The sequence below is a fragment of the Streptomyces musisoli genome (assembly GCF_016741855.1).
Taxonomy (GTDB): Bacteria; Actinomycetota; Actinomycetes; order Streptomycetales; family Streptomycetaceae; genus Streptomyces; species Streptomyces musisoli.
On sequence record NZ_JAERRH010000012.1, the window covers coordinates 70,783 to 83,113 of the forward strand.

13 protein-coding genes are annotated in these 12,331 nt (G+C 68.9%); 3 read left to right on the top strand and 10 right to left on the bottom strand.

All coding sequences use genetic code 11. The annotated features are described in order from the left end of the window. Nucleotides 1-26: 26 nt before the first annotated feature. The 3 genes from JK361_RS27550 (at nucleotide 27) to JK361_RS27560 (ending at nucleotide 3,784) form a co-directional block, all read left to right on the top strand. Entirely contained in the window at nucleotides 27-1,199 is a 1,173-nt protein-coding gene (locus JK361_RS27550) for a sensor histidine kinase (protein ID WP_201822761.1), read from the top strand. Beyond that, nucleotides 1,196-1,837, top strand: coding sequence for a response regulator (locus JK361_RS27555; RefSeq protein ID WP_201822764.1), 642 nt, complete (start codon nucleotides 1,196-1,198; stop codon nucleotides 1,835-1,837). The genes JK361_RS27550 and JK361_RS27555 overlap by 4 nt, the downstream gene beginning before the upstream one ends. A gap of 126 nt (nucleotides 1,838-1,963) precedes the next feature. After that, nucleotides 1,964-3,784 (top strand): glycoside hydrolase family 18 chitinase, encoded by a 1,821-nt coding sequence (locus JK361_RS27560; protein WP_201822766.1) that lies wholly within the window; start codon nucleotides 1,964-1,966, stop codon nucleotides 3,782-3,784. A gap of 66 nt (nucleotides 3,785-3,850) precedes the next feature. Here the strand turns inward: JK361_RS27560 and JK361_RS27565 are convergent, their stop codons facing one another. The 10 genes from JK361_RS27565 to JK361_RS27610 form a co-directional block, all read right to left on the bottom strand. After that, nucleotides 3,851-4,297: a DUF2550 domain-containing protein gene (locus tag JK361_RS27565; RefSeq protein WP_201822770.1), complete on the bottom strand. Its 447-nt coding sequence runs from the start codon at nucleotides 4,295-4,297 to the stop codon at nucleotides 3,851-3,853. 154 nt (nucleotides 4,298-4,451) lie between these two features. Further along, complete coding sequence (locus JK361_RS27570; protein WP_030610105.1) at nucleotides 4,452-4,826, bottom strand: F0F1 ATP synthase subunit epsilon; 375 nt, start codon at nucleotides 4,824-4,826, stop codon at nucleotides 4,452-4,454. A 111-nt stretch (nucleotides 4,827-4,937) separates the two neighbouring features. Continuing rightward, complete coding sequence (gene atpD, locus JK361_RS27575; RefSeq protein WP_201822773.1) at nucleotides 4,938-6,374, bottom strand: F0F1 ATP synthase subunit beta; 1,437 nt, start codon at nucleotides 6,372-6,374, stop codon at nucleotides 4,938-4,940. After that, a complete protein-coding gene (locus JK361_RS27580) occupies nucleotides 6,375-7,292 on the bottom strand; it encodes a F0F1 ATP synthase subunit gamma (protein ID WP_201822775.1) in 918 nt (305 codons plus the stop codon). It abuts the gene before it with no gap. Nucleotides 7,293-7,312: 20 nt separating this feature from the next. Next, nucleotides 7,313-8,905: a F0F1 ATP synthase subunit alpha gene (gene atpA / locus JK361_RS27585; RefSeq protein ID WP_201822777.1), complete on the bottom strand. Its 1,593-nt coding sequence runs from the start codon at nucleotides 8,903-8,905 to the stop codon at nucleotides 7,313-7,315. Nucleotides 8,906-9,045: 140 nt separating this feature from the next. Then, on the bottom strand, nucleotides 9,046-9,861 hold the full coding sequence (locus JK361_RS27590; protein ID WP_201822779.1) for a F0F1 ATP synthase subunit delta: 816 nt from the start codon (nucleotides 9,859-9,861) through the stop codon (nucleotides 9,046-9,048). After that, a complete protein-coding gene (locus JK361_RS27595; protein WP_201822781.1) occupies nucleotides 9,858-10,403 on the bottom strand; it encodes a F0F1 ATP synthase subunit B in 546 nt (181 codons plus the stop codon). Before JK361_RS27595 ends, JK361_RS27590 begins: the two co-directional genes overlap by 4 nt. A gap of 34 nt (nucleotides 10,404-10,437) precedes the next feature. Beyond that, nucleotides 10,438-10,686 carry an ATP synthase subunit C-like protein gene (locus JK361_RS27600; protein ID WP_030610088.1) on the bottom strand — a complete coding sequence of 83 codons (249 nt, stop codon included), beginning with the start codon at nucleotides 10,684-10,686 and terminating at the stop codon, nucleotides 10,438-10,440. A gap of 72 nt (nucleotides 10,687-10,758) precedes the next feature. After that, nucleotides 10,759-11,595, bottom strand: coding sequence for a F0F1 ATP synthase subunit A (gene atpB / locus JK361_RS27605; protein WP_201822783.1), 837 nt, complete (start codon nucleotides 11,593-11,595; stop codon nucleotides 10,759-10,761). 210 nt (nucleotides 11,596-11,805) lie between these two features. Beyond that, nucleotides 11,806-12,246 (bottom strand): Cg1360 family ATP-synthase-associated protein, encoded by a 441-nt coding sequence (locus JK361_RS27610; protein ID WP_201822804.1) that lies wholly within the window; start codon nucleotides 12,244-12,246, stop codon nucleotides 11,806-11,808. Between the last annotated feature and the right edge of the window lie 85 nt (nucleotides 12,247-12,331).

A 12,331-nucleotide genomic window follows, 5' to 3' on the forward strand; every position in this document is an offset into this window, starting at 1 on the left:
GCCGGCGGCCGTGTTGGATAGGGGGCATGCCCCTCGCACTCCCCCGCCCGCACCGCGACGACTGGCGCATCGCCGTGGGCGGGCTGGCCGGCGGGGTGCTGCTGTGGGCGCTCGGGATCCACCCGCGCCTCGACGGGGACGGCCTCGTGCTGTGGCACGCGCCCTGGGCCCCGCTGGTGCCGCTGGCGATGACGGCCGCCTGTGAGCCGGTGCGCCGCATCCTGCCCCGCACCGGCCTGCTGATCGGCACGGCGGCGCTGGTCCTGGACACGGTGACCCTCGGCAGCATCGTCACGATCGTGCTGTACACCGACCTGATGTACGCGGCCGTGCTGTACGGCACCCCGGCCGACGCCCGGCGCATCCCCTGGGTGACGGGGATGCTGACGGTCGTCGCCGGAGTCGTCCCCGCGGCGCTCTGGCGGGATCCGCAGGGCCTGCTGATCGGCGTGGGCGTCGGGGTGGTCGCGTTCGGCCCGGCCGCCACCGGGGTGCTCGTGCGCGACCACCGGGACGCCGCCGAGGCCGCCCGGCTGCGCGCCGAACAGACCGCCCTGCTGGCCGAGATGGACCGCACCCAGGCGGTCACCAGCGAACGGGCCCGGGTGGCGCGCGAGTTGCACGACATGGTCGCGAACCACCTGTCGGCGATCGCCATCCACTCCACCGCCGCGCTGTCCATCGACGATCCGCCGACCTCCAGGGAGGCGCTGACCGTCATCCGGGAGAACAGCGTGCAGGGGCTGGCCGAGATGCGCCGGCTGATCGGCATCCTGCGCGACGGCTCCGGGGACCGGGAACCGGCCGCGTCCCCCACCCTGGACGGTCTGGGCGCCCTGATCGACGGCGCCCGCGCCAACGGCCTGGAGGTCACGCTCGACGCGGGCCACGGCAAGGTCCCGGCGCCCGTGGAACTCGCGGCCTACCGGATCGTGCAGGAGGCGCTGACCAACGCGCTGAAGCACGCCTCCCGCGGGTGCGTCGAGGTCGCGCTCCGGCAGACGGACGGGATGCTGGACATCAGCGTGACCAGCCCCTACCGGCCCGGCGACACCCCCCGCGCACCCGGTGCGGGCCACGGTCTGACCGGGATGCGGGAGCGGTCCGCGCTGCTCGGCGGCACGTTCGAGGCCGGGCCCCGGGACGCCCGGTGGACCGTACGCGCCACGCTTCCGCTCACCGAAGGGGACTCCGCATGATCCGTGTCCTGGTCGCCGAGGACCAGTCCGCCGTCCGCGCCGGGCTCGTCCTGATCCTGCGCAGCGCGCCGGACATCGATGTGGTCGGCGAGGCCGAGGACGGCGAGCGGGCGGTCGAACTGGCCCGGAGCCTGCGGCCCGACCTGATCCTGATGGATGTGCAGATGCCGCGCCTGGACGGGGTGACCGCGACCCGCCGGATCGTCGACGAGCGGCTCGCGGACGTCCTCGTGCTGACCACCTTCGACCTCGACGAGTACGTGTTCGGGGCACTGCGGGCGGGCGCGGCCGGGTTCCTGCTGAAGAACACGGAGGCGAAGGATCTGCTGGAGGCGGTGCGGACGGTGGCGCGCGGGGAAGGGATCGTCGCGCCGGCCGTGACCCGGCGGCTGATCGCCGAGTTCGCCGCGGCGCCGGCCCGGGAGGCGGAGGCGGATCCGGCCGTGCTGGAGGTCCTGACCCGGCGGGAGCGGGAGGTGCTCGGCCGGATCGGTGAGGGGCTGTCGAACGCGGAGATCGCGGCCCGGCTGGACATGGCGGAGGGCACGGTGAAGACGCACGTCAGCCGGTTGCTGGCCAAGCTGGAGCTGCGCAGCCGGGTGCAAGCGGCGGTCCTCGCGCGCGAGTTGGGGCTCTGACGGGGCTCCGCCCGAAGTGGTCCAGACCTATTGACCTGTGGTCCAGACCTTTCTACCCTCGCAGCACCGTGGGGCATGAAGGCTCAGTCATGCCCCTGACATCCCCGATGACGAGGGAGGCGCAGCATGCGCTTCAGACACAGAGCCGCGGCGGCATTCGCGACCCTGTTGCTCCCCATGGCCGGCGCGGTCGGTCTCGCGAGCCCCGCCCAGGCCGCGGCCAACGCCACGGCCACCTTCACCAAGACCAGCGACTGGGGCAGCGGTTTCGGCGGCCAGTGGACCGTCAAGAACACCGGGTCCAGCACCATCAGTTCCTGGACCGTCGAGTGGGACTTCCCCTCCGGTACCAAGGTCACCTCGGCCTGGGACGCCACGGTCACCAACTCCGGTGACCACTGGACCGCCAAGAACGTCGGCTGGAACGGCACCCTCGCCCCCGGCGCCTCGGTCTCCTTCGGCTTCAACGGCGCGGGCTCCGGCTCCCCGTCCAACTGCAAGCTGAACGGCGACAGCTGCGACGGCACGACCGTCCCGGGTGACGCGGCCCCGTCCGCGCCCGGCACCCCGACCGCCTCCTCGGTCACCGACACCTCGGTGAAGCTCGGCTGGAGCGCGGCCACCGACGACAAGGGCGTCAAGAACTACGACGTCCTGCGGGACGGCACCAAGGTCGCCACGGTCACCAGCACGTCGTACACCGACACCGGCCTGACCGCCGGCACCGACTACTCCTACACCGTGCAGGCCCGTGACACCGCCGACCAGACCGGACCGGTCAGCGGCGCGGTCAAGGTGCACACCACCGGCGGCGGCACCACTCCCCCGCCCACCGGCGACAAGGTCAAGCTCGGCTACTTCACCGAGTGGGGCATCTACGGCCGGAACTACAACGTCAAGAACCTGGTGACGTCCGGCTCCGCGGCCAAGATCACGCACATCAACTACGCCTTCGGCAACGTCACCGGCGGCAAGTGCGCGATCGGCGACTCCTACGCCGACTACGACAAGGCGTTCACCGCCGACCAGTCGGTCAGCGGCGCCGCCGACACCTGGGACCAGCCGCTGCGCGGCAACTTCAACCAGCTGCGCCAGCTGAAGGCCAAGTACCCGAACATCAAGGTGCTGTGGTCCTTCGGCGGCTGGACCTGGTCCGGCGGCTTCGGGGACGCGGCCAAGAACCCGGCGGCCTTCGCCCAGTCCTGCTACGACCTGGTCGAGGACCCGCGCTGGGCCGACGTCTTCGACGGCATCGACATCGACTGGGAGTACCCGAACGCCTGCGGTCTGACCTGTGACACCAGCGGCGCGGCGGCCTACAAGAACCTGATGGCCGCGCTGCGCGCCAAGTTCGGCTCCACCAACCTGGTCACCTCGGCCGTCACGGCCGACGGTTCCGCCGGCGGCAAGATCGAGGCCGCCGACTACGCGGGCGCCGCCCAGTACGTCGACTGGTACAACGTGATGACGTACGACTTCTTCGGCGCCTGGGACGCAAAGGGCCCGACCGCCCCGCACTCCCCGCTCACCTCGTACAGCGGCATCCCGAAGGCGGGCTTCACCACCGCGGACGCGATGGCCAAGTTCAAGGCGATCGGCGTCCCCGCCAAGAAGCTGCTCATCGGCATCGGCTTCTACGGCCGCGGCTGGACCGGCGTCACCCAGGACGCCCCGGGCGGCACCGCCACGGGCCCGGCCGCCGGCACCTACGAGCAGGGCATCGAGGACTACAAGGTCCTGAAGTCGTCCTGCCCGGCCACCGGCACCGTCGCCGGCACGGCGTACGCGCACTGCGGCAGCAACTGGTGGTCGTACGACACCCCCGCCACCATCAAGTCGAAGATGGCCTGGGCCAACGGTCAGGGCCTCGGCGGCGCGTTCTTCTGGGAGTTCAGCGGTGACACCGGCAACGGTGAACTGGTGAGCGCCATCAGCGACAACCTGTAGGCGAGCAGTCCCACCCCGAGCCACATTCGCTCCCCCTCGGTCCGTTCCGGGGGAGGGTGAATGTGGCTACGCCACGTTGACCCGCTGTCCGGGCGGGGCCGCCTCCAGCCACGCGAGAAAACCGGTCAGCGCGTCCTCGCTCATGGCCAGTTCGAGGCGCGTGCCCCGATGCGTACAGGCGAGGACCACGGCGTCGGAGAGCAGCGCCAGCTCCTCCTCGCCCTCCGGCAGCCGGCGGCCGGCCACCTCGATCTGCGCGCGCTCCAGGACGCGGCGGGGGCGGAAGCCGTAGGAGAAGACGCGGTACCACTCGATGCGGTCGCCGTTGTAGCGGGCCACACCGTAGCTCCAGCCCTTGCCGCCCGCGTCCGGCTTCTCGGGCACGTCCCAGCGCAGCGAGCAGTCGAAGGTGCCACCGGAGCGCTGGATGAGTCTGCGGCGCAGTCCGAACAGGAAGAGTCCGATCACCACGAGCGCGACCACGATCCCGCACACAGTCAGAGCGAGGACCATCGGCACCGACCTCCTCGTCTCCCCGGCAGCTGCGCTGCTCTCGTCACTGAGTAATGAAACCTAAAAAACACCCACATCTGCCTCAGCCGCGACCGGCACCGGATTGCTCCGGGCCGGCCGCGGCTGAGTGACGTCAACGTACAGCGCGGCTGGTTCAGCGCGCCGTCGCAGCGCGCAGTCGGACATCCGCGCGGCGCTCGGCGGCGGCGTCGCCCTCCGCCTTCGCGCGTTCCAGTTCCCGTTCCGTGCGCTGGACATCGATCTCGTCCGACAGTTCGGCGATCTCGGCCAGCAGGGACAGCTTGTTGTCCGCGAACGAGATGAAACCGCCGTGCACCGCGGCGACGACCGTTCCACCTTCACTCGTACGGATGGTCACCGGGCCCGACTCCAGCACACCGAGCAGCGGCTGGTGACCGGGCATGACGCCGATGTCGCCGGACGTGGTGCGCGCGACGACCAGGGTGGCCTCGCCGGACCAGACCTGGCGGTCGGCGGCGACCAGCTCGACGTGCAGCTCAGCAGCCAAGAGTGGCTCCTCGGGTCACCACCCGGCAAGGGGTGCCGGGTGTTGGGGTCAATTCTAGAGGGCGTGGGTGAGGGGGCGGGACGCACCCGCCCCCTCACCCGAGCACGGGGCTCAGGAGACGCCCAGCTCCTTGGCGTTGGCCTTGAGGTCCTCGAGGCCACCGCACATGAAGAACGCCTGCTCGGGGAAGTGGTCGTACTCGCCGTCGCAGATCGCGTTGAACGCGGCGATCGACTCGTCGAGCGGCACGTCCGAGCCGTCCACGCCGGTGAACTGCTTGGCGACGTGGGTGTTCTGGGACAGGAAGCGCTCCACACGACGGGCACGGTGGACGACGAGCTTGTCCTCCTCGCCCAGCTCGTCGATACCGAGGATCGCGATGATGTCCTGGAGGTCCTTGTACTTCTGCAGGATCGTCTTCACGCGCATGGCCGCGTTGTAGTGGTCCTGCGCGATGTAACGCGGGTCCAGGATCCGGGACGTGGAGTCCAGCGGGTCCACGGCCGGGTAGATGCCCTTCTCGGAGATCGGACGGGACAGAACCGTCGTCGCGTCGAGGTGGGCGAAGGTGGTGGCCGGGGCCGGGTCGGTCAGGTCGTCCGCGGGGACGTAGATCGCCTGCATCGAGGTGATCGAGTGACCACGGGTCGAGGTGATGCGCTCCTGGAGGAGGCCCATCTCGTCGGCCAGGTTCGGCTGGTAACCCACGGCGGACGGCATGCGGCCGAGCAGCGTGGAGACCTCGGAACCGGCCTGCGTGAAGCGGAAGATGTTGTCGATGAAGAACAGCACGTCCTGCTTCTGGACGTCACGGAAGTACTCGGCCATGGTGAGGCCGGCCAGCGCGACGCGCAGACGGGTGCCCGGGGGCTCGTCCATCTGACCGAAGACCAGAGCGGTCTTGTCGATGACGCCCGAGTCCGACATCTCCTCGATGAGGTCGTTGCCCTCACGGGTGCGCTCACCGACACCGGCGAACACGGAGACACCGTCGTGGTTGTTGGCGACGCGGTAGATCATCTCCTGGATGAGCACCGTCTTGCCGACGCCGGCACCACCGAACAGACCGATCTTGCCGCCCTTGACGTACGGGGTCAGCAGGTCGATGACCTTGACGCCGGTCTCGAACATCTCGGTCTTCGACTCGAGCTCGTCGAAGTTCGGGGCCTTGCGGTGGATGGACCAGCGCTCGCCCTCGTACTGCTCGTCGACGTTCAGCACCTCACCGAGGGTGTTGAACACCTTGCCCTTGGTGAAGTCGCCGACCGGGACGGTGATGCCGTCACCGGTGTCGGTCACCGGGGCCTGGCGGACCAGACCGTCGGTGGGCTGCATGGAGATGGTGCGGACCAGGCCGTCACCCAGGTGCTGGGCGACCTCCAGGGTCAGCGTCTTCTTCTCGCCCGCGTTCGCCGGGTCGGCGACCTCGACGTGCAGGGCGTTGTAGATGTCCGGCATCGCGTCGACGGGGAACTCCACGTCGACGACCGGGCCGATGACCCGGGCGACGCGGCCCGTAGCCGTCGCGGTCTCAACAGTGGTGGTCATTTATCGGTCACTCCCCGCGGTCGCGTCGGCCAGGGCGCTCGCGCCACCGACGATCTCGCTGATTTCCTGGGTGATTTCGGCCTGGCGGGCCGCGTTGGCAAGACGGGAGAGCGTGTTGATCAGCTCGCCCGCGTTGTCGGTGGCCGACTTCATCGCGCGCCGCGTGGCGGCGTGCTTCGAAGCGGCCGACTGGAGCAGCGCGTTGTAGATGCGGCTCTCCACGTAGCGCGGCAGCAGGGCGTCGAGGACGTCCTCCGCCGAGGGCTCGAAGTCGTAGAGCGGGAGGATCTCGCCCTGCGGCTTGGCCTCCTGCGCGACCTCGTCGAGGCGCAGCGGCAGCAGCCGGGCGTCGAGCGCCGTCTGCGTCATCATCGAGACGAACTCGGTGAAGACGATGTGGAGCTCGTCCACGCCGCCCTCGGCCGTGTCCTTCTCGATGGCCTCGATCAGGGGCGCCGCGACCTTCTTGGCGTCCGCGTACGACGGCTCGTCGGTGAAGCCGCTCCACGACTCCGCGACCTTGCGCTCACGGAAGTTGTAGTGGGCGACACCGCGCCGGCCGACGATGTACGTGTCGACCTGCTTGCCCTCGCGCTCCAGGCGCTCGGTCAGCTGCTCCGCCGCCTTGATGGCGTTGGAGTTGAAGGCACCGGCCAGACCGCGGTCGCTCGTGAGGAGCAGGACCGCGGCACGGGTCGGGTTCTCCGTCTCCGTGGTGAGCGGGTGCTTGGTGTTCGAACCCGTACCGACCGCCGTGACCGCGCGGGTCAGTTCCTGCGCGTACGGCGTGGAGGCCGCCACCTTGCGCTGCGCCTTGACGACGCGCGAGGCGGCGATCATCTCCATCGCCTTGGTGATCTTCTTGGTCGCGGTGACGGATCGGATGCGACGCTTGTAGACCCGGAGCTGGGCTCCCATGAGTCAGGTCCTTCCTTACGTCACTTGGCGGCAGCGGCAGGAGTGTCCTCGCCGAGCAGCTTGCCGTCCGAGGTCTCGAACTGCTTCTTGAAGTCCGCGATCGCGTCGGCGACGGCCGTCAGGGTGTCGTCGGACATCTTGCCGCCCTCGCGGATGGAGGTCATGAGGCCCTGCTCCTTGCGGTGCAGGTACTCCAGCAGCTCCTTCTCGAAGCGGCGGATGTCGGCGACCGGCACGTCGTCCATCTTGCCGGTGGTGCCGGCCCAGACGGAGACGACCTGGTCCTCGGTGGACATCGGCTGGTACTGCGCCTGCTTCAGCAGCTCGACCATGCGCTGGCCGCGCTCCAGCTGGGACTTCGAGGCGGCGTCCAGGTCGGAACCGAAGGCGGCGAACGCCTCCAGCTCACGGAACTGGGCGAGGTCGACACGAAGGCGGCCGGAGACCTGCTTCATCGCCTTGTGCTGCGCGGAACCACCGACTCGGGAGACGGAGATACCGACGTTCAGCGCGGGGCGCTGACCGGCGTTGAACAGGTCCGACTCCAGGAAGCACTGGCCGTCGGTGATGGAGATGACGTTGGTCGGGATGAACGCCGAGACGTCGTTGGCCTTGGTCTCGACGATCGGCAGACCGGTCATCGAACCGGCACCCATGTCGTCGGAGAGCTTGGCGCAGCGCTCCAGCAGGCGGGAGTGCAGGTAGAAGACGTCACCCGGGTAGGCCTCACGGCCCGGCGGACGGCGCAGCAGCAGGGACACGGCGCGGTAGGCGTCGGCCTGCTTCGAGAGGTCGTCGAAGATGATGAGGACGTGCTTGCCCTCGTACATCCAGTGCTGGCCGATGGCCGAACCGGTGTACGGCGCCAGGTACTTGAAGCCGGCCGGGTCGGACGCCGGGGCGGCGACGATGGTCGTGTACTCCAGGGCGCCGTTCTCCTCCAGCGCGCGGCGCACGCCGGCGATGGTGGAGCCCTTCTGGCCGATGGCGACGTAGATGCAGCGGACCTGCTTCTTCGGGTCGCCCGAGCGCCAGTTGTCGCGCTGGTTGATGATCGTGTCGACGGCCAGGGCGGTCTTGCCGGTCTGGCGGTCACCGATGATCAGCTGACGCTGACCACGGCCGACCGGGGTCATGGCGTCGACGGCCTTGTAGCCGGTCTCCATCGGCTCGTGCACCGACTTGCGCTGCATGACCGTGGGGGCCTGCAGTTCGAGGGCACGGCGGCCGGACGTCTCGATCTCGCCGAGGCCGTCGATCGGGTTGCCGAGCGGGTCGACAACGCGGCCGAGGTAGCCCTCACCGACTGCGACGGAGAGGACCTCACCGGTGCGCTGCACCGGCTGACCCTCCTCGATGCCGCTGAACTCACCGAGGACGATGGCGCCGATCTCGCGCTCTTCCAGGTTCAGCGCGAGGCCGAGGGTGCCGTCCTCGAACTTCAGCAGTTCGTTGGCCATGGCCGAGGGCAGGCCCTCGACCTTCGCGATGCCGTCGCCGGCAAGGGTGACCGTACCGACCTCCTCGCGCGAGGCCGCGTCCGGCTTGTACGACTGGACAAAGTTCTCCAGCGCGTCCCGGATCTCCTCCGGCCGGATCGTGAGCTCCGCCATCTGGGTTCCCTGCTCTCCTTGTTGGGCCCGAAGTTTCACTTTGGGGGGATGGGGACTCCCCCCTGAAAGAGGTGAATCCTCTGCACGGCCCAACCAGGGCCGTAAGTACGTACTGCTTTTCTCGAAATATCGAGTTGCTGCTAGCTCGCCATGCGGCGGGCGGCCTCGTCCAGCCGGTCCGCGATCGAGCCGTTGATGACCTCGTCACCGACCTGCACCCGGATGCCGCCGACGACCTCGGGGTCGACGTCGAGGTTCAGGTGCATCCGACGCCCGTAGAGCTTGGTCAGAGCAGCGCCGAGGCGCTCCTTCTGCCCGTCGCTCATCGGCACCGCCGAGGTGACGACGGCGACCATGCGGTTCCGGCGGTCGGCGGCGAGCTTGGACAGGGACTCCAGTCCCGCTTCCAGGCTACGTCCACGCGGTGCGGTCGCGAGGCGCGTCACCAGACGCTCGGTGGCCGGCTTGGCCCGCCCGCCCAGGAGCCGGTTCAGCAGCTCGGTCTTGGCCGAGGCGCCGGCGGCACGGTCGGTGAGCGCGGCACGCAGCTCCGTGTTGGAGGAGACGATCCGGCCGAACCGGAACAGCTCGTCCTCGACGTCGTCGAGGGTGCCCGTCTTCTCCGCGGCCGTGAGGTCGGCGATGGTCGCCAGCTCCTCCAGCGCGTCGACCAGGTCGCGGGGCTGCGACCAGCGGGACCGGGCCAGCCCGGACACCAGGTCGGCGGTGGTACCGCTGACCTGGCCACCGATCAGGCGCTGGACCAGCTGGGCCTTCGCCTCTCCAGGCTGCGCCGGGTCGGTGAGGACCCGACGCAGGCCGGCCTCGCGGTCGAGCAGCGCGGTGACGGCCGCCAGCTCGTCGGCGAGCTTCGCGGCGTCCACGGACGTCGCGTCCGTCAGCGCGTCGAGACGCTCCCGTGCGGCTGCCAGTGCCTCGCGGCTCGCTCCGTTCATCGCGTGGCCTCGGCCTTCTCCTCGAGCTCGTCGAGGAAGCGGTCGATCACACGGCTCTGCCGGGCGTGGTCCTCGAGGGACTCACCGACGAGCTTGCCGGCCAGGTCGGTGGCGAGCTTGCCGACGTCCTGGCGCAGCGCGGACGCGGCGGCCTTGCGGTCGGCGTCGATCTGGGCGTGACCGGCGGCGACGATCTCCTCGCGCTGCCGCTGGCCCTCGGCCCGCATCTCGGCGATGAGCGCGGCACCCTGCTCCTGAGCCTCCTGGCGCAGGCGCGCGGCCTCGTGCCGGGCCTCAGCGAGCTGGGCCTTGTACTGCTCGAGGACGCTCTGGGCCTCGGTCTGCGCGGCCTCGGCCTTTTCGATACCGCCCTCGATGGCTTCGCGGCGCTCTTCCAGAACCTTGTTGATGTTCGGGAGAAGCTTCTTGGCGAGGAAGCCGAAGACGATGACGAAGGCGATCAGGCCGATGACGAGCTCTGGGATCGGCGGGATGAGGGGGTTTTCGGCCTCCTCAGCCGCCAGCTGAACCAGGGGGCTCATATCAGTGCCTTTCGTCTAAAGGGCGACGGTCGGGTCAGGAGCTCGGGTAAACGAACGGCATGACCAGACCGATCAGGGCGAGCGCCTCACAGAAGGCGAAGCCCAGGATCTGGTTGGCGCGGATGAGGCCGGCCGCCTCGGGCTGGCGGGCCAGGGCCTGCGTGCCGTTACCGAAGATGATGCCGACGCCGACGCCCGGGCCGATCGCGGCGAGGCCGTAACCGATCGAGCCGAGGTTGCCCTTGATCTCGACGCCGGCGGCAAGGGTCTGGAGAGCGGACATGCCGGTTCTTCCTTCTCTTTCAATGACCGGTGGGGGTTGGCCACCGGATGTCTGGGTGGGTGGTCGGGGTGCTCAGTGGTGCTCGGCGAGCGCGCCCTGGATGTAGCTGCAGGTCAGCAGTACGAAGACGTACGCCTGGACAGCCTGGATGAAGAGCTCGAAGGCGGTCATCACGATGACCATCACGAACGAGACACCGGAGTAGGCGATACCGATGCCGTTCAGCATGTACCAGCTGGCGATCGTGAACAGCAGCAGCAGCGTGTGGCCGGCGAACATGTTCGCGAAGAGTCGCACGGCGTGGGTGAAGGGCCGCACCAGCAGGTTCGAGAAGAACTCGATCGTCATCGACAGCGGCAGCACGGGGCCGAGCGTCTTGTCGTAGCCGGTGAAGTTCTTGAAGGCACCGACGAAACCGTGCCGCTTGAACGTCAGCGAGACCCAGAGGACGTAGACGATGCCGGCGAGGACCGCAGGGTACGAGATGATCGCCGTGACCGGGAAGGCCGCGACCGGGATGATCGACCAGAGGTTCATCATCCAGACGAAGAAGAAGAGCGAGACGACGAGCGGGACGTACTTCTCGCCTTCCTTCTTGCCGATGGTCTCGTAGACGACACCCCGACGGACGAAGTCGTAACCGGCTTCGGCCACCAGCTGGAGCTTGCCCGGGATGACCTTCGGCCTGGCGAAGGCGGCCCAGAAGAAGCCCACGATGATGATGGAACCGAGGAGCGCCAGCAGCATCGTCTTGTTGAAGTACAAGTTGCTGTCCGCGTCGCCCCAGAGCGGCTTGAACAGGAACGAGTGCAGGCCCGGAGCCGGGAAGCCGCACCCGTCGAACAGGTGGCAGCTCGTGTCGAAAGCGAGCGTCTGCGTCGGGTCAGCACTCACCGCGGGCTCCTTCATCGTGGCGCATAGGTACGGCAACCTCGTTGTGTCGGCGCGGCGTGCGGCCGCGGGTCGGCACGGGACTGGTGTTACGGATGTGGGGGCGGCCGGGGGGCATCGAGCCTCGCGATCGAGCAGGCGTCAGCTCAGATGCCCGCGCCCGCGATGCCGCAGTTGGCACCGGACGATAGCAGCATCTCTCGTGCGCCTTTATCCCGGCCCTACCTCTCACGACGAGTGCCCTGTCTTCTCGGGCTTGTCGCCCTTCGACGAGGCATCGGGATCGACGTAGAGGATCTTCGCCTTCATGTGCGCACGCGTCTGCGCCGCGATCCACGTCAGGGTGGCGACCACGAGCGTGATGGCGAAGGCGCGGGGATTGAACAGCGTCGTGTTCTTGAAAAGAGCGACGAAGACGACGAGCAGCAGCAGTTGGGCCGCGTAGAGCATCAGGCCCATCATCTGGAACAGCTGCGGGAAAGACCTGGCGGTGCGCTGGAGCACGTAGAGCCCGAGTCCCATGAACAGGATCACGACCAGCGTTCCGACGACGGCTCCGATGGCTCCCTTGCCGCCCGCGACCACACCGCCGACGACGGCGGCAATCGCGCCGGCGACAGCCGTGGGTACGGCGGCCTGGGCCAGGATCCGGACGTCATTGGACGGCATGGCGGCAACTCCGCTTTCACAGGGGGCAGGGTGTCGTCATGGACGAGCGTAGTCCCGGGCTGAGTGATCGAGACCTCACGCCAAT